Source organism: Streptomyces sp. NPDC017520 (genome assembly GCF_044329855.1).
Taxonomy (GTDB): Bacteria; Actinomycetota; Actinomycetes; order Streptomycetales; family Streptomycetaceae; genus Streptomyces.
Genome location: NZ_JBIRKB010000004.1, coordinates 459,672 through 478,067, shown reverse-complemented (window position 1 = coordinate 478,067; position 18,396 = coordinate 459,672). Strand labels below are relative to the sequence as shown.

Below are 18,396 nucleotides of genomic sequence, written 5' to 3'. Positions count from 1 at the left end.
GGGGTACTCCGGTCGTGCCTGTCAGGCGTAAGGCTGGCCGATACAGCTTACGGCCGGGCGGGACGTCCCGGACACCGGATTCCGGGCGACGGCGCGGGGGAGTGACGCGCTGCCCGGCCCCCTGGACCCCCGGCCTCCCCGGTCTTTCCGACGGGGCGTCGGATGTCGGTGGCCACCCTGTCGGAGGCGGGTGGCAGGATCGATGCCATGTCCGATCTGCGCGATCCCGCTCCCTACGACGCCCTGTTGCTGCTCTCCTTCGGAGGCCCCGAGGGCCCGGACGACGTGGTCCCGTTCCTGGCGAACGTGACCCGCGGCCGCGGCATCCCCGAGGAACGCCTCAAGGAGGTCGGCAAGCACTACTTCCTGTTCGGCGGGGTCAGCCCGATCAACGCGCAGAACCGCGCCCTGCTCGACGCGCTGCGCGAGGACTTCGCCGAGCACGGCCTGGATCTCCCGGTCTACTGGGGCAACCGCAACTGGGCCCCGTATCTGACCGACGTCCTGCGGGAGATGACCGCCGACGGGCACCGCCGCATCGCCGTCCTCGCCACCAGCGCCTACGCCTCCTACTCCGGCTGCCGCCAGTACCGCGAGAACCTCGCCGAGTCGCTGGCCGTCCTGGAGGCCGAGGGGCTGCCCGTGCCCCGGGTCGACAAGCTGCGGCACTACTTCAACCACCCCGGCTTCGTCGAGCCCATGGTGGACGGCGTCCTCGCCTCCCTCGCCGACCTCCCCGAGGACATCCGCGCGGGCGCGCACATCGCGTTCACCACCCACTCCATCCCGACCTCGGCCGCCGACGCCTCGGGCCCTGCCGACGCGCACGGCGAGGGCGGGGCGTACGTCGCCGAGCACCTCGACGTGGCCCGGCTGATCATCGAGGCGGTGCGCGAGGAGACCGGTGTCGAGTACCCGTGGCAGCTCGTCTACCAGTCCCGCAGCGGCGCCCCGCACATCCCGTGGCTGGAGCCCGACATCTGCGACCACCTGGAGAGCCTGGGCGCCGAGGGCGTCCCCGCGGTCGTGATGGCGCCCATCGGCTTCGTCTCGGACCACATGGAGGTGCTGTACGACCTCGACACCGAGGCCACCGCGAAGGCGGCCGAGATCGGGCTGCCGGTCCGGCGGTCCGCCACGGTGGGCGACGACCCGCGCTTCGCCGCGGCCGTACGGGACCTGCTCCTGGAGCGCGCCGCGACCGAGCGCGGCCGGGCGGTGGAGCGCTGCGCGCTGGGCGCCCTGGGGCCTTCCCACGACCTCTGCCCGGTCGGCTGCTGCCCCGCCAGGGCCCCGAAACCCGCCGCCGCCGGGGCCGACAGCCCGTACGCGTAGCCCGTAACACCGCCTGCCCCTCCGCACCGACCCCTTGGGAGCACCGTGACCGACCCCGCACTGTCCGAACTGCTCGACCTCGCCCTGGAGGCCGCCCGCCGCGCAGGAGCCCTGCTGCGCGACGGCCGCCCGGCCGACCTGGGGGTGGCCGCGACCAAGTCCAGCCCCATCGACGTGGTCACCGAGATGGACATCGCCGCCGAGAAGCTGATCACCGGCTACCTCTCCGACTTCCGCCCCGACGACGGCTTCCTCGGCGAGGAGGGGGCCAGCTCCCCGGGCACCACCGGCATCCGCTGGGTCATCGACCCGCTCGACGGCACGGTGAACTACCTGTACGGCCTGCCCACCTGGGCGGTCTCCATCGCCGCCGAGCGCGACGGAGAGCGGGTCGTGGGCGTCGTCGAAGCCCCGATGCGACGGGAGACCTACCGGGCGGTCCTCGGCGGCGGCGCGTTCGCGAACGGCGAGGCCCTGCGCTGCCGGCCCGCCCCGCCGCTGGACCAGGCGCTCGTCTCGACCGGATTCAACTACGTCGGGCACGTCCGCGCCCACCAGGCGGACATCGTCCAGCAGCTGATCCCCCGGCTCCGGGACATCCGGCGCAGCGGCTCGGCGGCCGTCGACCTCTGCGACGTGGCGGCGGGCCGGCTGGACGGCTACTACGAGCGCGGGCTGCACCCCTGGGACCTGGCGGCGGGCGACCTCATCGCCCGGGAGGCGGGCGCGCTGACCGGCGGCCGCCCGGGGCTGCCCGCCGACGGGGACCTGACGGTGGCCGCCACCCCCGGCGTCTTCGAGCCGCTGCAGGCCGCACTCGACGAGCTGGGCGCCTGGCACGACTGACGGGATTCCGCCGGGAAAAGCCCTGGCGAGGGGCCTGAGACCGCCGCACACGCCGCGGGGCCCCGGAACACCATGACGGTGTCCGGGGCCCCGTGGCGTACGGCTCAGACGCTGGTGGCGCCGATCTCCACGCCGTGCTCGGCGGCGAGACGGCGCAGATCGTCCAGCTCGCCCTGCTCGACGTCCGCGAGGAAGTCGTCGCCGTCCTCGCGCGCCCGGGTCAGGTCGGTCTCGGTCGTCTTGATGCGCTGCAGCAGACCTGCGGTGAAAGCGTCCATGATGCGCCCCCTCATCGTGGGTCGGTGGCACGGGGGTGTGCCCGTGATCCCCCCCGGCCGGGGGGCCGGAGGAGCGGGTGATCGCGCCGCCGCTCCGGGGGAAACGGAGCGAGCAGTGGCATGCCACGTGACAGGCGTGATCGCGGGTGTGAACCCCTCTTCCCCGCGCCACGGTTCGGAGAAACCTCAACTGGCCCGGAAATCCGCCGGTTTCCCGGCGGGCAGCCACCGGGAGGCCCGGCCCACCGCCGCCTTACCGCCGGTTTATGCGTGTTGCGGGCAGGATGGAGGCGCACAGTCGGCCGTTGCTGCCCGTGTCCGGGCGGGCCCCGCGGGGGCCGCCCGGCTCTGTGAACCCATCGAAGGACCGAAGGAAGGACTGCGCCGTGCGCGTACTCGTCGTCGAGGACGAGCAGCTGCTCGCCGATGCGGTGGCCACCGGACTGCGCCGGGAGGCCATGGCCGTCGACGTCGTCTACGACGGTGCCGCGGCCCTGGAGCGCATCGGGGTCAACGACTACGACGTCGTCGTGCTGGACCGGGACCTCCCGGTCGTGCACGGGGACGACGTCTGCCGCAGAGTCGTCGAGCTCGGCATGCCCACCCGGGTGCTCATGCTCACCGCGTCCGGTGACGTCAGCGACCGGGTCGAGGGCCTGGAGCTGGGCGCCGACGACTATCTGCCCAAGCCCTTCGCCTTCAGCGAGCTGACCGCCCGGGTGCGCGCGCTGGGCCGCCGTACGACGGTGGCGCTGCCGCCCGTCCTGGAGCGCGCCGGCATCAAGCTCGACCCGAACCGCCGCGAGGTCTTCCGTGACGAGGTGGAGATCCAGCTCGCCCCGAAGGAGTTCGCGGTGCTGGAGGTCCTCATGCGCAGCGAGGGCGCGGTGGTCTCGGCGGAACAGCTGCTGGAGAAGGCCTGGGACGAGAACACCGACCCCTTCACCAACGTGGTGCGGGTCACGGTCATGACGCTCCGCCGCAAGCTCGGCGAACCGCCCGTCATCGTCACCGTGCCGGGCTCCGGCTATCGGATCTGAGGACCATGGCCACCACCCCCGGGCCCCCCGCGGCGCCTCCGAAGCCCACCTGGGAGCCCAAGCAACAGGAGCCCCCGTACCCCTGGCTGCGCCCGACCATCCGGATACGGCTCACGCTGCTGTACGGCGGGATGTTCCTGATCGCGGGCATCGTGCTGCTGTCGATCATCTACATGCTGGCGGCGCAGGCGCTGAGCGTCGGCACGGATCTGCCGTTCGAGATCGTCAGCGGCAAGGTCACCAGCGAGATCTGCGACCTGCCTCCGAACGCCAGCCCGGACGCCTTCAACGCGGCGATGAACGCCTGTGTCAACCACCAGCGCAAGGCGGCGCTGGAAACCCTGCTCAACCGTTCGCTGCTCGCCCTGGTCGGCCTCAGCGTGATCGCCTTCGCCTTCGGCTACGCGATGGCCGGACGCGTGCTGTCCCCGCTCGGCCGGATCACCCGGACCGCGCGCCGGGTGGCCGGGACGGACCTCACCCGGCGGATCGAGCTGGACGGCCCGGACGACGAGCTGAAGGAGCTGGCGGACACCTTCGACGACATGCTGGACCGGCTGGAGCGGGCCTTCACCGCGCAGCAGCGGTTCGTCGGCAACGCCTCGCACGAACTGCGCACCCCGCTGGCGATCAACCGCACCCTGCTGGAGGTCCATCTCTCCGACCCGGAGGCCCCTCCGGAGCTCCAGCAGCTGGGCAAGACCCTCCTGGCCACCAACGAGCGCAGCGAGCAGCTGGTCGAGGGGCTCCTGCTGCTGGCCCGCAGCGACAACCAGATCGTCGAGCGCAAGCCGGTCGACCTCGCGGAGGTCGCCGAGCGCGCCATCGACCAGGCCCGGTCGGAGGCGGTGGCGAAGAAGGTCGAGGTCCGAGGCGAGCGGGTCACGGCGGTGGTGCAGGGCAACGGCGTCCTGCTGGAGCGGATCGCGCTGAACCTCGTGCAGAACGCCGTGCGCTACAACGTGCCCGAGGACGGCTGGGTGGAGGTCGCCACCGAGGCCCGGGACGGGCAGGCCCTGCTCGTCGTCTCGAACACGGGACCGGTGGTCCCGGCCTACGAGATCGACAACCTCTTCGAGCCCTTCAGGCGGCTGCGTACGGAGCGCACGGGCAGCGACAAGGGGGTCGGGCTCGGCCTGTCGATCGCCCGGTCCGTCGCGCGAGCCCACGGAGGCCGTATCATCGCGGAGCCCCGCGAGGGCGGTGGTCTCGTGATGCGCGTCACCCTGCCGGTCTGAGAGGCTGCACGATGTGACTCTGCACCGAATCTCCATGTTCGCTTTGGGCGGAATTTTCAGGACCCGTTCCCGGGTGAGTCGTGTGTGATCAATCACAGAGTCGATTTTCAGGTCATCTACTCTCCGTGATCGCAACTCCGTCGGAAAGCCGGTAATCGTCCAGGTTTTCGGGGATCGTTATCACGGGAAGTACACGGGGTGGCGCCCGTGAACTGCGCAGTCGGGACCGTGTACGGTCCCCATCGCCACCCAAGCCGAGCCTCGTCGAGGCGCCCGGTTGGGTGTCGATTGAGTAACAGACCTTGATGTGAGGCAAAATCTCCGCCTCAGGTCGGGCACAAGTCCGGCCTCTCACGCGTTACGTGCGCTGAGACACCCGTAGACACCCAAGAGGGGGAGAGCGACATGGCAACGGATTACGACACCCCACGCAAGACCGACGACGACGTGGACCAGGACAGCCTCGAAGAGCTCAAGGCGCGTCGGAGCGACAAGACGGCATCCGCCGTCGACGTCGACGAATTCGACGCGGCCGAGGGACTCGAGCTGCCCGGCGCGGACCTCTCCAACGAGGAGTTGGCCGTCCGGGTGCTGCCCAAGCAGGCCGATGAGTTCACCTGCATGAGCTGCTTCCTGGTGCACCACCGCAGCCAGCTGGCCCGCGAGAAGAACGGTCAGCCCATCTGCCGCGACTGCGACTGAGGTCGGGTCGGCCGTGGCAGGCGAGACACCGTTCCGGAAGCGGCGCCCCTGGCGTCGGCACGGCCCGGAGGCGAACCAGGACGGCACAGGCGGTACAGGCGGCACAGGCCCGGCAGAAGGCGGTAACGCGTCTGCCGAGCGGTCCGCCGCTCTGCCGGAGCACTCCGGCGGTTTCGACGACGAGCGAGGCCGTTCGGCCTCGCTCGAAGTGGCCGGGTCGGCAGCGTCGCCGGACCGGCCCGGAGAGCAGGGTCAGGCGGAGCCCACGACCGGGGGCCGCCTGCACGCAGTGAAACGGGGTGTGAGCAAGAGCCGGGACAGCGCGAAGGCACTGGCCGCACAGCTGGCCGACCGCATCATCGATACGGCCCCGCGCGTGCCGGTGCGCGACCTCGCGACCCTGCGGAAGCAGTTCCCCGGGCTGGGGCCCGAGGAACTGGCCGACAAGCTGGTCACGGGAGCCTGCCGGGCCACCGCGACCGTCGGCGCAGGCATCGGGGCCGCCGCCATGATGCCGGTACCGCCCGCCATGATCGCCGAGCTGGCGGCGGAGGTGACCGGCGTCGCCGCGATCGAGATGAAGCTCGTCGCCGAGCTCCACGAGGTCTACGGCCGCCGACCCCCCGGCAGCCTCGGCCAGCGCAGCACCGCGTATCTGACGTCGTGGACGGAGGAGCGCGGCATCGACATCACCCGCCCCACCACGCTCAACGCCGCGCTGGGCGGTCAGATGAAGCGTGAACTGCGGCAGCAGATCATGAAGCGCATGGCGCGCAATCTGCCCAATCTGATCCCGTTCATGATCGGCGCCGCCGTCGGCGCCACGATGAACCGGCGCGACACCCGCAAGCTCGCCGACCGGATCAGGAACGACCTGCGCAAGGACCCGGTCCCCTGGGACCGGCTGCCCGAGCTGCCCCCGCTGGAGCAGCCCTCGAACCCGGCCGAGCTGCCCAAGGAGATCGAGGGACCCTGAGCGCCGAGGGACCCCTGAACCCGCACCGGCTCCGGAGCCCCCGCCCGCGACGTCCGCTCAGGCGGTCGGGACGGTGCTCAGCGCCGCCGCCAGGCCCTGCGGGTCCCGGGTCGAGAGATAGACGTACGGAGTCGGGTCGTCCGGATCCGTGACCTCCACCCGCACCGCCGTCTCCACATAGCCGCGCAGCAGCATGAACGCACGGGCGTCGGCCTTGTGCGTGCGCCAGGCCCGCGCCTCCTCGGCGTCCAGCACCTCGGGCTTGCCGAGCGCCGACAGCGGAATCCGGGCGTCGCCGGCGACGAGCGCCCCCGCCACCACCCGGATCCGGGCGGAGCCGTAGCTGCTCACCAGGACCGCGGCGGCGACCGTGCCGCCGGCCAGCCCGGCGAGCAGCGGCAGGGTGCCCAGCGGCAGAAGCATCAGAGCACAGGCGATACCGACCCCGAAGGCGATGAACCACCAGGAGCGGGGCGCGGTGAGACGTTCGTCGAAGGGCGGTGCGGAAGGCTGCATGGAACCAAGCTTGGCACGGCGCGGCCGGCGGACTGCCGCGCGGGTAAGGTCTGCGCCTGTGAGTGGAACATCAGCAGCTCTGACACCCCCGGCGGACGCCGTCGTGCCGGCCCGGCACCCCGACGCGCCCGCCCCCGGCGAACTCCTCGGAGCGCACTACGAACACTGTTTCGGCTGCGGCGGGGGACAGCCGCACGGACTGCACCTGATGGCGCGGGCCGGTGAGGGCGTGAGCGTGACCGCCGAGTTCACCGTGCAGCCCGCCCACCAGGGCGCCCCCGGCCTCGCCCACGGCGGCGTGCTCGCCACGGCGCTGGACGAGACTCTCGGCTCGCTGAACTGGCTGCTGCGCACGATCGCGGTGACCGGACGGCTGGAGACCGACTTCGTCCGCCCCGTCCCCGTGGACACCGTGCTGCACCTCGACGCCCGGATCACCGCCGTGCACGGCCGGAAGATCTACTCCACCGCCACCGGCCGGATCGGCGGCCCCGACGGGCCCGTCGCGGTCCGGGCCGACGCCCTCTTCATCGAGGTCAAGGTGGACCACTTCATCGACAACGGCAGGCCCGCCGAGATCCAGGCCGCCATGTCCGACCCCGACCAGGTCAGGCGCGCCCGCGCCTTCGAGGTGAACCCGTGACCCGCAACCCCGTCGACGTACTGATCCGCCTGCTCGACCCGGACGTGCCGATGCCGGCCTACGGACACCCGGGCGACGCCGGGGCCGACCTGGTGACCACCGAGGCCGCGGAACTCGCCCCCGGCGAGCGCGCGGTGCTCCCCACCGGGGTGTCGATCGCCCTGCCCGACGGGTACGCCGCCTTCGTTCACCCGCGCTCCGGCCTCGCGGCCCGCTGCGGAGTGGCCCTCGTGAATGCCCCAGGGACGGTTGATGCCGGGTACCGTGGGGAGATCAAGGTGATCGTGGTCAACCTCGATCCACGCGAGAGCGTGCGATTCGAACGGTTCGACCGGATTGCCCAATTGGTTGTCCAGCAGGTCGAGAAGGTGCGCTTCCACGAGGTGGCGGAGCTTCCCGGCTCGGCGCGGGCCGAAGGGGGCTTCGGGTCCACCGGCGGCCACGCGTCGGTGGACGGCGCCGGGGGCGGGATCACCCACGGTGGGAACAGCTACGCTTCGGTCGTATCCGACCGGGAAGGACAGTGACGTGTTCGGACGTCGCAAGAAGAGTGGTTCCGCCGAGGACGCGGCGGACGAGGTGCGCGAGGCCGAGCAGGTCGCCGACGAGCCCGAGGGCAGTGACGGCGCCGCCAAGGGCGCCCGTCGGATGAACCTCCCGCCGGCCCCCAGGCCGGACGGACCCTGGGACAGCACCGAGGTCACCCAGCCCGGCGAGGGCCGGGTCGACCTGGGCGGCATCTTCGTCCCCGGGGTCGAGGGCATGGAGCTGCGCGTCGAGGTGGCCGGGGACGCGATCGTCGCCGCCACCGTGGTGCTGCGTGACAGCGCGGTCCAGCTGCAAGCCTTCGCCGCCCCCAAGAAAGAGGGCATCTGGGGCGAGGTCCGCGACGAGATCGCCTCGGGCATCACCCAGCAGGGCGGCGTCATCGACGAGGTCGAGGGCCCGCTGGGCTGGGAGCTGCGCGCGCAGGTCCCCGTACAGCTTCCGGACGGCACGGGCGGTGTCCAGCTCGTGCGCTTCGTCGGCGTCGACGGCCCGCGCTGGTTCCTGCGTGGGGTGATCTCCGGCCAGGGCGCCGTCCAGCCGGAGGCCGCCGGCCTCCTGGAGACGATCTTCCGGGACACCGTGGTCGTCCGCGGCGACGGGCCGATGGCCCCCCGCGACCCGATCGTCCTCAAGCTCCCCAACGACGCCCAGATGGTGCCCGAGGGCGTGCAGCAGGAGGACCAGGAGAGCTCGAAGTTCTCCGGCGGCATGGGCCAGCTCCAGCGCGGCCCCGAGATCACCGAGGTCCGCTAGGGGCAGGACCTCGCGTCATCGCGACACAGGCCGGTGGGCCGCACCCTCTCCGCGGGTGCGGCCCACCGGCCATTGCCCGGCCATGCGTCGCACGCACATACTGGCGGGCGACGACGCAGCACGTGAGCACGTGAGTACGGGGGAGCATGATGACCGAGAGCACCAGCGGGCAGTCCGGCACGGCCCTGGCCGAGGACCCGGCCCGCACGGTCATGGTCGCGGTCGAGGACCTGCACCGCTCGTACGGGAGCGGCGCGGCGGCCGTGCACGCCCTGCGCGGGGTCTCGTTCGAGATCCCCCGCGGCGAGCTGGTCGCGCTCAAGGGCCGCTCCGGCTCCGGCAAGACCACCCTGCTCAACCTGGTCGGCGGCCTGGACACCCCGGACGGCGGCCGGATCACCGTCGACGGCACCGAGCTGTCGGGGCTCGGCGAGAAGGGGCTCCTGGAGCTGCGCAGGGACCGGGTCGGCTTCATCTTCCAGTCCTTCGGCCTCATCCCCATCCTGACCGCCGCCGAGAACGTCGGCGTACCCCTGCGGCTGCGCAAGGCCGACCCGGCCGAGCGCGACGAGCGGGTCGCCCTGCTGCTCTCCCTCGTCGGCCTCGCCGACCACGCCGAACAGCGCCCCGGCGAGCTCTCCGGCGGCCAGCAGCAGCGCGTCGCCATCGCCCGCGCCCTCGCCAACCGCCCCGCCCTCCTGATCGCCGACGAGCCCACCGGGCAGCTCGACGCCGAGACCGGGCTCGCCGTGATGGAACTGCTCCGCGCGGTCGTCCGCAGCGAGAACGTCACCGCCCTCGTCGCCACCCACGACCCCCAGCTGCTGGGCCTCGCCGACCGGGTCCTGGAGCTGAGCGACGGCCACATCGTCGAACACGGCTGACGTTTCCGCGGCGCCCCGCCCCCGCCCCGGCGCGCATCAGAGTTCCGTCAATACGCCCCCCACCTGCACCTCCCGGGACCGGACCGGGCCCCCCGGCGGAGTAGCGTCGAGGACGGCAGCCGCACCGGGCGCCACCGGCCCCTCACACGACAGGGCCGGACGGAAGAAGACAATGGGGCCATGGGACGCGGCACACTCCGGATCTACCTCGGCGCGGCACCGGGCGTCGGCAAGACGTACGCGATGCTCTCCGAGGCCCATCGCAGGGTCGAGCGCGGGACCGACTGTGTGGTGGCGTTCGTGGAGCATCACGACCGGCCGCGGACCGAGGTCATGCTGCACGGGCTGGAGCTGCTGCCGCGCCAGGAGCTGGAGTACCGGGGCACCGTCTTCACCGAGATGAACGTGGACGCGGTCCTGGAGCGGGCCCCCGCGGTGGCGCTGGTGGACGAGCTGGCCCACACCAACGTGCCCGGCTCGCGCAACGCCAAGCGCTGGCAGGACGTCGAGGAGCTCCTCAAGGCCGGGATCGACGTCATATCCACGGTCAACATCCAGCACCTGGAGTCGCTGGGCGACGTCGTGGAGTCGATCACGGGGGTCCGGCAGCGGGAGACCGTCCCCGACGAGGTGGTGCGCCGGGCCGACCAGATCGAGCTGGTCGACATGTCGCCCCAGGCGCTGCGCCGCCGGATGGCGCACGGCAACATCTACCGGCCCGACAAGATGGACGCGGCCCTCTCGAACTACTTCCGCCCCGGCAACCTCACCGCCCTGCGCGAGCTGGCCCTGCTCTGGGTCGCCGACCGGGTCGACGAGTACCTCCAGCAGTACCGGGGCGAGCACGACATCCGCACCACCTGGCGGGCCCGCGAACGCATCGTCGTCGGACTGACCGGGGGGCCCGAGGGCCGCACCCTCATCCGCCGTGCCTCCCGGATGGCGGCCAAGGGCTCCGGCAGCGAGATCCTCGCCGTCTACATCGCCCGCAGCGACGGCCTGACCTCGGCGTCCCCGAAGGAGCTGGCCGTCCAGCGCACCCTGGTCGAGGACCTCGGCGGCACCTTCCACCACGTCATCGGCGACGACATACCGGCCGCCCTGCTGGAGTTCGCCCGCGGCGTCAACTCCACCCAGATCGTGCTGGGCTCCAGCCGCCGCAAGACCTGGCAGTACGTCTACGGCCCCGGGGTCGGCGCGACCGTCGCCCGCGAGTCGGGACCCGACCTCGACGTCCACATCGTGACCCACGAGGAGGTCGCCAAGGGCCGCGGCCTGCCCATGGCCCGCGGCGCCCGGCTCGGCCGCGCCCGCATCATCTGGGGCTGGCTCGTCGGCGTCCTCGGCCCCGTCCTGCTCGCGGTGGTGCTGCGCTCCATGGAGGACGCCCCCGGCCTCGCCAACGACGTCCTGCTCTTCCTCTTCCTGACGGTGGCCGCCGCCCTGCTCGGCGGAGTGCGGCCCGCACTCGCCTCGGCGGCCGTCGGAAGCCTGCTGCTGAACTACTGGTTCACCCCGCCCACCCACACCCTGACCGTCCAGGACCCGGAGAACCTCGTCGCCATCGTGATCTTCTTCGCGGTGGCGGTGGCGGTCTCCTCCGTGGTCGACCTGGCGGCCCGGCGCACCCACCAGGCCGCCCGGCTACGCGCCGAGTCGGAGATCCTCTCCTTCCTCGCGGGCAGTGTGCTGCGCGGCGAGACCGCTCTGGACGCCCTGCTGGAACGGGTCCGCGAGACCTTCGCCATGGAGTCCGTCGCCCTGCTGGAGCGCAGCAGCGACGTCGAACCGTGGACCTGCGCCGGATCCGTCGGGCCGGCCCCGGTCACCCGCCCCGACGACGCCGACGTGGACATGCCGGTCGGCGACAACATGGCCCTCGCGCTGTCCGGCCGGGTGCTGCCCGCCGAGGACCGCCGGGTGCTCGGCGCGTTCGCCGCCCAGGCCGCCGTCGTCCTGGACCGCCAGCGCCTGGTCGGGGAGGCCGAACAGGCCCGCAGGCTCGCCGAGGGCAACCGGATCAGGACCGCCCTGCTCGCCGCCGTCAGCCACGACCTGCGCACCCCGCTGGCCTCCATCAAGGCGGCCGTCAGCTCGCTGCGCTCCGACGACGTGGCCTGGTCCGACGAGGACGAGGCGGAACTCCTGGAAGGCATCGAGGACGGCGCCGACCGGCTGGACCACCTGGTCGGCAACCTGCTGGACATGTCCCGCCTCCAGACCGGCACCGTGACCCCGCTGATCCGCGAGATCGACCTCGACGAGGTCGTCCCCATGGCGCTCGGCGGAGTCCCCGAGGGCAGCGTCGACCTCGACATCCCCGAGACGCTGCCGATGGTCGCCGTCGACCCGGGACTCCTGGAGCGGGTCGTCGCCAACATCGTGGAGAACGCCGTCAAGTACAACCCCGGCCAGGAGCCCGTCGCCGTGGCCGCCAGCGCCCTCGGCGACCGGGTCGAGCTACGGGTCGTGGACCGCGGCCGGGGCGTCCCCGACGAGGCCAAGGAACGGATCTTCGAGCCCTTCCAGCGGTACGGGGACGCCCCGCGCGGCGCCGGAGTGGGCCTCGGCCTCGCCGTCTCCCGCGGCTTCGCCGAGGCCATGGGCGGCACCCTCGACGCCGAGGACACCCCCGGCGGCGGGCTGACCATGGTCCTGACCCTCACCGCGGCGCCGGGCGGCGTCCGGACGGAGGCCGAGCTGCCGGCCCGGGCCACCTCATGACAGGTCCCCGCGGACCGGGACGCCCCGGGGCGTACGCGGCCCCGCCTCCCCGCATGTCCCTCCGTCTCCCCGTACAGCGGGACTCTTCCCTCCTCCCCGTGCAGCAGAAAGGCAGGTCCGCGATGACCAGGGTGCTTGTGGTCGACGACGAGCCGCAGATCGTCCGCGCCCTCGTGATCAACCTGAAGGCGCGCCAGTACGAGGTCGACGCCGCCCCCGACGGCGCGACCGCCCTCCAGCTCGCCGCCGCCCGCCACCCCGACGTCGTCCTCCTCGACCTGGGGCTGCCCGACATGGACGGGGTCGAGGTGATCAGGGGCCTGCGCGGCTGGACCCGGGTGCCCATCCTCGTACTCTCCGCGCGCCACACCTCCGACGAGAAGGTGGAGGCCCTGGACGCCGGTGCGGACGACTACGTCACCAAGCCGTTCGGCATGGACGAGCTGCTGGCCCGGCTGCGCGCCTCGGTACGCCGGGCGGAACCGGTCGGTCAGGAGGGCGGCGCCGATGACATCGCCCTGGTCGAGACCTCGGGCTTCACCGTCGACCTGGCGGCGAAGAAGGTGCACCGGTCCGGGCGCGACGTACGCCTCACCCCCACCGAATGGCATCTGCTGGAGGTCCTCGTCCGCAACGGCGGCCGCCTGGTCAGCCAGAAGCAGCTCCTCCAGGAGGTCTGGGGCCCCTCCTACGGCACCGAGACCAACTATCTGCGGGTCTACATGGCCCAGCTGCGCCGCAAGCTGGAGGCGGACCCCTCGCACCCCCGGCACTTCGTCACCGAGCCGGGCATGGGCTATCGCTTCGAGCGCGGCTGACGGGCGCCGGGTCACCCTTTCGAGTGGTCGTCCAGCGCCTCCGTGTAGCGCTCGCGGGACCGGTACCCTTCGGGTATGAGTGCTGTTCCCCGATCCGAGAAAGCCGGGAAGGCCGGGAAGGCGGCGAGACCTTCCGGGCGCTTCCGCCGTATGCTCGACCGGCTCTCCAGCTCCCAGGAGGACCTGGAGTCCCAGGAGCTGCGGGAGGACGCGCAGGTCACCGGATGCACCCGGATCTCCGAGTGCTCCGATCGGCAGATCGTGAAGGTGGCTGGTACGTTGCGGACCGTCACCCTCCGTCCCCGGGCCGGAGTGCCCGCCCTGGAGGCGGAGCTCTTCGACGGCACCGAGCCGCTGGACGTGGTCTGGCTCGGCCGTCGTTCCATCGTCGGCATCGAGCCCGGCCGCAGGATCATCGCCTCCGGGCGGGTCGCCATGAGCCATGGCCGCCGGGTGCTGTTCAACCCCACATACGAACTCCGACCGCTCGGCAAGGAGTAGCCGGTGACGTCTCTCGACAAGCCGACGTCCGAAACGGACCAGCCCCACCGCACGGACCCGCAGCACGCCGGCGGGAGGCACGCCGCTCAGCAGAACGACGCGAAGGCCGTCACCGAGGCCGCCCTCTTCGAGGCCTTCGGCGGCGTGCGCGGCATGGTGGAGACAGTCCTCCCCGGGCTGCTCTTCGTCACGATCTTCACCATCAACAAGAACCTGAACGCCTCGGCCATCGCCGCCCTGGCGGTGTCCCTGGCCCTGGTCGCCGTCCGGCTGATCCGCCGGGACACCGTCAAGCACGCCTTCAGCGGCGTCTTCGGGGTCGCCTTCGGCGTCCTCTTCGCGAAGATGACGGGCGACGCCAAGGACTTCTACCTGCCGGGCATGCTCTACACCCTGGGTCTCGCGGTCGCCTACATCGGCACCGCGGTGGCCGGGGTGCCGCTGATCGGCCTGATCCTCGGCCCGGTCTTCAAGGAGAACCTCTCCTGGCGGACCCGTAACCCGGGCCGGAAGAAGGCGTACACCAAGGCCAGTTACGCCTGGGGCTTCATCCTGCTGGCCAAGTGCGCGATCCTCTTCCCGCTCTACTGGTGGGCCGACACCACCGAGTTCGGCTGGGTGCTCATCGCCCTGAAGATTCCGCCGTTCCTGCTCGCGGTCTATCTGACCTGGATCTTCCTCGCGAAGGCTCCGGCGCCCATCGACGTCTTCGCCGAGATGGAGGCCGAGGAACAGGCCGAGAAGGAGCGCAGGGCGCAGGCCGCCGCGGCGCTCCGCGACCCGGACGCCTGATCCGTACCCGTACGCCTGGCATCCCAGGGGAAGGGGCCCGGAACCGCTCAGCGGTCCCGGGCCCCTTCCCGTCGCTCTGCCGGTCAGTCCTGCGAAGGATCGCGGCGGACCGACAACAGGTCCTCCAACTGCTCCTCGCGCGCCTGGGCGGCCACGAACAGCAGCTCGTCACCGGCCTCCAGGGACTCCTCGGGGTTCGGCGTCAGCACCCGCGTACCCCGGATGATCGTCACCAGCGAGGTGTCCTCGGGCCAGGCGACGTCCCCGACCCGGGTGCCGGCGAGCGCCGACTCCGGCGGCAGGGTCAGCTCCACCAGGTTGGCGTCGCCGTGGCTGAAGCGCAGCAGCCGGACCAGATCGCCGACGCTCACCGCCTCCTCGACCAGGGCCGACATCAGACGCGGCGTCGAGACGGCGACGTCCACGCCCCAGGACTCGTTGAACAGCCACTCGTTCTTCGGGTTGTTCACCCGGGCCACCACGCGCGGTACGCCGTACTCGGTCTTGGCGAGCAGCGAGACGACCAGGTTGACCTTGTCGTCCCCGGTCGCGGCGATCACCACGTTGCACCGCTGCAGCGCCGCCTCGTCCAGCGACGTGATCTCACAGGCGTCCGCGAGCAGCCACTCGGCCATCGGGACCCGCTCCACCGAGATGGCGGTCGGCGCCTTGTCGATCAGCAGCACCTCGTGCCCGTTCTCCAGCAGCTCGGCGGCGATGGAACGGCCCACCGCGCCCGCCCCGGCAATCGACACACGCATCAGTGACCGTCCTCCTCGGGACCCTGGGCGAAGGCCTCTTCGACCTTGGCGATCTCGTCCGTACGCATCATCACGTGGACCAGGTCGCCCTCCTGGAGGACGGTCTGCGAGGTCGGCAGTATGGCCTCGCCCAACCGGGTGAGGAAGGCGACGCGGACCCCCGTCTCCTCCTGGAGCGTGCTGATCTTGTGGCCGATCCAGGACGGCGTCGTGTGCACCTCGGCGAGCTGCACGCCCCCGCTCGGATCGCGCCACAGGGGCTCGGCGCCCGAAGGCAGCAGCCGCCGCAGCATCTGGTCCGCCGTCCAGCGGACCGTCGCCACGGTCGGGATGCCGAGACGCTGGTAGACCTCGGCGCGGCGGGGGTCGTAGATCCGCGCGGCGACGTTCTCGATGGAGAACATCTCGCGGGCCACCCGGGCCGCGATGATGTTCGAGTTGTCGCCGCTGCTGACCGCGGCGAACGCCCCGGCGTCCTCGATGCCCGCCTCGCGGAGGGTGTCCTGGTCGAAGCCGACCCCGGTGACCCGGCGACCGCCGAATCCGGACCCGAGGCGACGGAACGCCGTGGGGTCCTGGTCGATTACCGCGACGGTATGCCCCTGCTGTTCCAGGGTCTGTGCGAGAGCGGCTCCGACGCGCCCGCAGCCCATGATGACGATGTGCACTGTGCGCCTACCCCGCCGTCCTGGTCATCCGGCTGACCTGCGAAAACACGCTGCTCACACTTCTCTCTCAGCTTGCTGGGCAACCAACGGGACACACACCCGCGGCGCGGCCCGGAGTCGAGCTTAAGCGCCGGGGAAGCCGATCCCTCATCCGAGTGTCCGCATCCTCGCGCACTCCGGCAAAGGGAAAGCAAAATAGGCCGAACGGGCGCAAGGATTGCGTTAAAGAATGACGAGGCGTTCTCCGCCGACCGCAGGAGATTGCGGGGCCACGTCGAAAGGGCGTGCGTTTTGGCCACGGGCTCCGCTTACGATCCTCAGCGTGTCCAAACTGACCGACCTGCCCAAACGGATCCTGATCGGCCGGGCGTTGCGCAGCGACAAGCTCGGGGAGACTCTCCTCCCCAAGCGCATCGCACTCCCCGTCTTCGCGTCCGACCCGTTGTCCTCGGTGGCGTACGCACCCGGAGAAGTCCTCCTCGTGCTGTCCATCGCGGGGGTGTCGGCGTACCACTTCAGCCCCTGGATCGCCGTCGCGGTCGTCGTCCTCATGTTCACGGTCGTCGCCTCCTACCGGCAGAACGTCCGCGCCTACCCGAGCGGCGGCGGCGACTACGAGGTCGCGACCACCAACCTCGGCCCCAAGTCCGGACTGACCGTCGCCAGCGCCCTGCTCGTCGACTACGTCCTCACCGTCGCCGTCTCGATCTCCTCCGGCGTCGAGAACCTCGGCTCCGCGATCCCGTTCGTCATCGAGCACAAGACGCTCTGCGCCATCGGCGCCATCGTCCTGCTCACCCTGATGAACCTGCGCGGCGTCAAGGAGTCCGGGAAGCTCTTCGCCATTCCCACCTACCTCTTCGTGGCCGGCGTCTTCCTCATGATCCTGTGGGGCGCGTTCCGGGGAGTGGTCCTCGGCGACGCGATGCACGCCCCCACCTCCGAACTGGAGATCAAGCCCGAACACGAGGGGCTGGCCGGCTTCGCGCTCGTCTTCCTCCTCCTGCGGGCCTTCTCCTCCGGCTGCGCCGCCCTCACCGGGGTCGAGGCGATCAGCAACGGCGTGCCCGCCTTCCGGAAGCCGAAGAGCAAGAACGCCGCGACCACGCTCGCCATGATGGGGCTGCTCGCCGTCACCATGTTCTGCGGCATCATCGGCCTGGCCCTGGCCACCGACGTCAAGATGGCCGAGAACCCGGCGGCCGACCTGATCCGCGACGGCGTCCCGGTCGGCGCGGGCTTCACCCAGGACCCGGTCATCGCCCAGGTCGCCGAGGCGGTCTTCGGCCACGGGTCCCTCCTCTTCATGGTCCTCGCGGCCGCCACTGCCCTGGTCCTCTTCCTCGCCGCCAACACCGCGTACAACGGCTTCCCGCTGCTCGGCTCGATCCTCGCCCAGGACCGCTACCTGCCGCGCCAGCTGCACACGCGCGGCGACCGCCTAGCCTTCTCCAACGGCATCGTGCTGCTGGCCGGCGCGGCGATCCTGCTGGTCTGGGTCTACGGAGCCGACTCCACGAAGCTGATCCAGCTCTACATCGTCGGGGTGTTCGTCTCCTTCACCCTCAGCCAGACCGGCATGGTGCGGCACTGGAACCGCCTGCTGACCGACGAACGGGATCAGGCCAAACGCCGCCACATGATCCGCTCCCGCGCCATCAACGCCTTCGGCGCCTTCTTCTGCGGCATGGTCCTGGTGATCGTCCTCGCCACCAAGTTCACCCACGGCGCCTGGGTGGCCCTGCTCGGCATGGTCATCTTCTACGGCACGATGACCGCGATCCGGAAGCACTACGACCGGGTCGCCGCCGAGATCGCCGCCGACGAGACGCCCGCGGACGAGAGCGTGCGCCCCTCCCGCGTCCACGCCATCGTCCTCGTGTCCAAACTCCACCGCCCCACGCTGCGCGCGCTCGCGTACGCCCAACTCATCCGCGCCGACCATTTGGAGGCGCTCTCCATCAGCGTCGACCCGGACGAGACGAGGGCGCTGCGCGAGGACTGGGAACGACGCGCCATCAACGTCCCCCTCAAGATCCTCGACTCGCCCTACCGCGAGGTGACCCGCCCGGTCATCGATTACGTGAAGGGTCTGCGCCGTGAGAGTCCACGCGACGTGATCAGCGTCTACATCCCCGAGTACGTGGTCGGCCACTGGTACGAGCACCTGCTGCACAACCAGAGCGCCCTGCGCCTGAAGGGCCGCCTGCTCTTCACCCCGGGCGTGATGGTGACCTCCGTCCCGTACCAGCTCCAGTCCTCCGAGGCAGCGAAGAAGCGGGCCCGCAGGCGCGCCGACTGGAACGCCCCGGGCTCGGTCCGCCGGGGCCTGGTGGGGCGGGGGAGCAAGGAGCCGAACCGGAAGGGCTGAG

Annotated in this window: 19 protein-coding genes; 15 read left to right on the top strand and 4 right to left on the bottom strand. The window is 71.4% G+C overall.

Annotated elements, in window-relative coordinates:
• Positions 1 to 207: 207 nt before the first annotated feature.
• Complete coding sequence (locus tag ACH4KB_RS12775) at positions 208 to 1,335, top strand: ferrochelatase (protein WP_398065971.1); 1,128 nt, start codon at positions 208 to 210, stop codon at positions 1,333 to 1,335.
• A gap of 45 nt (positions 1,336 to 1,380) precedes the next feature.
• Entirely contained in the window at positions 1,381 to 2,181 is an 801-nt protein-coding gene (locus ACH4KB_RS12770) for an inositol monophosphatase family protein (protein ID WP_398065970.1), read from the top strand.
• Positions 2,182 to 2,285: 104 nt separating this feature from the next.
• On the opposite strand, the gene ACH4KB_RS12765 is transcribed toward ACH4KB_RS12770, so the two are convergent.
• A complete protein-coding gene (locus ACH4KB_RS12765; protein WP_169808550.1) occupies positions 2,286 to 2,459 on the bottom strand; it encodes a hypothetical protein in 174 nt (57 codons plus the stop codon).
• A 386-nt stretch (positions 2,460 to 2,845) separates the two neighbouring features.
• On the opposite strand from ACH4KB_RS12765, the gene ACH4KB_RS12760 reads away from it, so the two are divergent.
• The 4 genes from ACH4KB_RS12760 to ACH4KB_RS12745 all read left to right on the top strand — a co-directional run bounded on the left by ACH4KB_RS12760 (position 2,846) and on the right by ACH4KB_RS12745 (position 6,415).
• Complete coding sequence (locus ACH4KB_RS12760) at positions 2,846 to 3,499, top strand: response regulator transcription factor (RefSeq protein ID WP_398065969.1); 654 nt, start codon at positions 2,846 to 2,848, stop codon at positions 3,497 to 3,499.
• A gap of 5 nt (positions 3,500 to 3,504) precedes the next feature.
• On the top strand, positions 3,505 to 4,737 hold the full coding sequence (locus ACH4KB_RS12755; RefSeq protein WP_398065968.1) for a sensor histidine kinase: 1,233 nt from the start codon (positions 3,505 to 3,507) through the stop codon (positions 4,735 to 4,737).
• 405 nt (positions 4,738 to 5,142) lie between these two features.
• Positions 5,143 to 5,439 (top strand): DUF4193 domain-containing protein, encoded by a 297-nt coding sequence (locus tag ACH4KB_RS12750; protein WP_003965732.1) that lies wholly within the window; start codon positions 5,143 to 5,145, stop codon positions 5,437 to 5,439.
• A 13-nt stretch (positions 5,440 to 5,452) separates the two neighbouring features.
• Complete coding sequence (locus ACH4KB_RS12745) at positions 5,453 to 6,415, top strand: hypothetical protein (protein WP_398065967.1); 963 nt, start codon at positions 5,453 to 5,455, stop codon at positions 6,413 to 6,415.
• Between the two features lie 57 nt (positions 6,416 to 6,472).
• Here the strand turns inward: ACH4KB_RS12745 and ACH4KB_RS12740 are convergent, their stop codons facing one another.
• Positions 6,473 to 6,931, bottom strand: coding sequence for a DUF3093 domain-containing protein (locus tag ACH4KB_RS12740; protein WP_398065966.1), 459 nt, complete (start codon positions 6,929 to 6,931; stop codon positions 6,473 to 6,475).
• A 58-nt stretch (positions 6,932 to 6,989) separates the two neighbouring features.
• On the opposite strand from ACH4KB_RS12740, the gene ACH4KB_RS12735 reads away from it, so the two are divergent.
• The 8 genes from ACH4KB_RS12735 to ACH4KB_RS12700 all read left to right on the top strand — a co-directional run bounded on the left by ACH4KB_RS12735 (position 6,990) and on the right by ACH4KB_RS12700 (position 14,595).
• Complete coding sequence (locus tag ACH4KB_RS12735; protein WP_398065965.1) at positions 6,990 to 7,574, top strand: PaaI family thioesterase; 585 nt, start codon at positions 6,990 to 6,992, stop codon at positions 7,572 to 7,574.
• Positions 7,571 to 8,101 carry a dUTP diphosphatase gene (dut, locus tag ACH4KB_RS12730; RefSeq protein ID WP_398065964.1) on the top strand — a complete coding sequence of 177 codons (531 nt, stop codon included), beginning with the start codon at positions 7,571 to 7,573 and terminating at the stop codon, positions 8,099 to 8,101. Before ACH4KB_RS12735 ends, dut begins: the two co-directional genes overlap by 4 nt.
• A 1-nt stretch (position 8,102) precedes the next feature.
• The gene (locus tag ACH4KB_RS12725; protein WP_398065963.1) at positions 8,103 to 8,876 is read left to right on the top strand and encodes a DUF3710 domain-containing protein; all 774 of its coding nucleotides are present in this window, start codon (positions 8,103 to 8,105) and stop codon (positions 8,874 to 8,876) included.
• Between the two features lie 149 nt (positions 8,877 to 9,025).
• On the top strand, positions 9,026 to 9,760 hold the full coding sequence (locus ACH4KB_RS12720) for an ABC transporter ATP-binding protein (RefSeq protein ID WP_361881308.1): 735 nt from the start codon (positions 9,026 to 9,028) through the stop codon (positions 9,758 to 9,760).
• Between the two features lie 180 nt (positions 9,761 to 9,940).
• Complete coding sequence (locus tag ACH4KB_RS12715; protein WP_398065962.1) at positions 9,941 to 12,484, top strand: DUF4118 domain-containing protein; 2,544 nt, start codon at positions 9,941 to 9,943, stop codon at positions 12,482 to 12,484.
• A gap of 122 nt (positions 12,485 to 12,606) precedes the next feature.
• Positions 12,607 to 13,302, top strand: a complete 696-nt coding sequence (locus tag ACH4KB_RS12710; RefSeq protein ID WP_398065961.1) for a response regulator — start codon at positions 12,607 to 12,609, stop codon at positions 13,300 to 13,302.
• Positions 13,303 to 13,377: 75 nt separating this feature from the next.
• Positions 13,378 to 13,803, top strand: coding sequence for an OB-fold nucleic acid binding domain-containing protein (locus ACH4KB_RS12705; RefSeq protein ID WP_398065960.1), 426 nt, complete (start codon positions 13,378 to 13,380; stop codon positions 13,801 to 13,803).
• Positions 13,804 to 13,806: 3 nt separating this feature from the next.
• Positions 13,807 to 14,595, top strand: coding sequence for a DUF3159 domain-containing protein (locus ACH4KB_RS12700; RefSeq protein WP_398065959.1), 789 nt, complete (start codon positions 13,807 to 13,809; stop codon positions 14,593 to 14,595).
• Between the two features lie 83 nt (positions 14,596 to 14,678).
• Here the strand turns inward: ACH4KB_RS12700 and ACH4KB_RS12695 are convergent, their stop codons facing one another.
• A complete protein-coding gene (locus ACH4KB_RS12695) occupies positions 14,679 to 15,356 on the bottom strand; it encodes a potassium channel family protein (RefSeq protein WP_398065958.1) in 678 nt (225 codons plus the stop codon).
• Positions 15,356 to 16,024, bottom strand: coding sequence for a TrkA family potassium uptake protein (locus ACH4KB_RS12690; RefSeq protein ID WP_164614791.1), 669 nt, complete (start codon positions 16,022 to 16,024; stop codon positions 15,356 to 15,358). Before ACH4KB_RS12690 ends, ACH4KB_RS12695 begins: the two co-directional genes overlap by 1 nt.
• Positions 16,025 to 16,346: 322 nt before the next feature.
• Between ACH4KB_RS12690 and ACH4KB_RS12685 the strand changes: the two genes are divergently transcribed.
• Positions 16,347 to 18,395 carry an APC family permease gene (locus tag ACH4KB_RS12685; protein WP_398065957.1) on the top strand — a complete coding sequence of 683 codons (2,049 nt, stop codon included), beginning with the start codon at positions 16,347 to 16,349 and terminating at the stop codon, positions 18,393 to 18,395.
• Position 18,396: the final 1 nt, after the last annotated feature.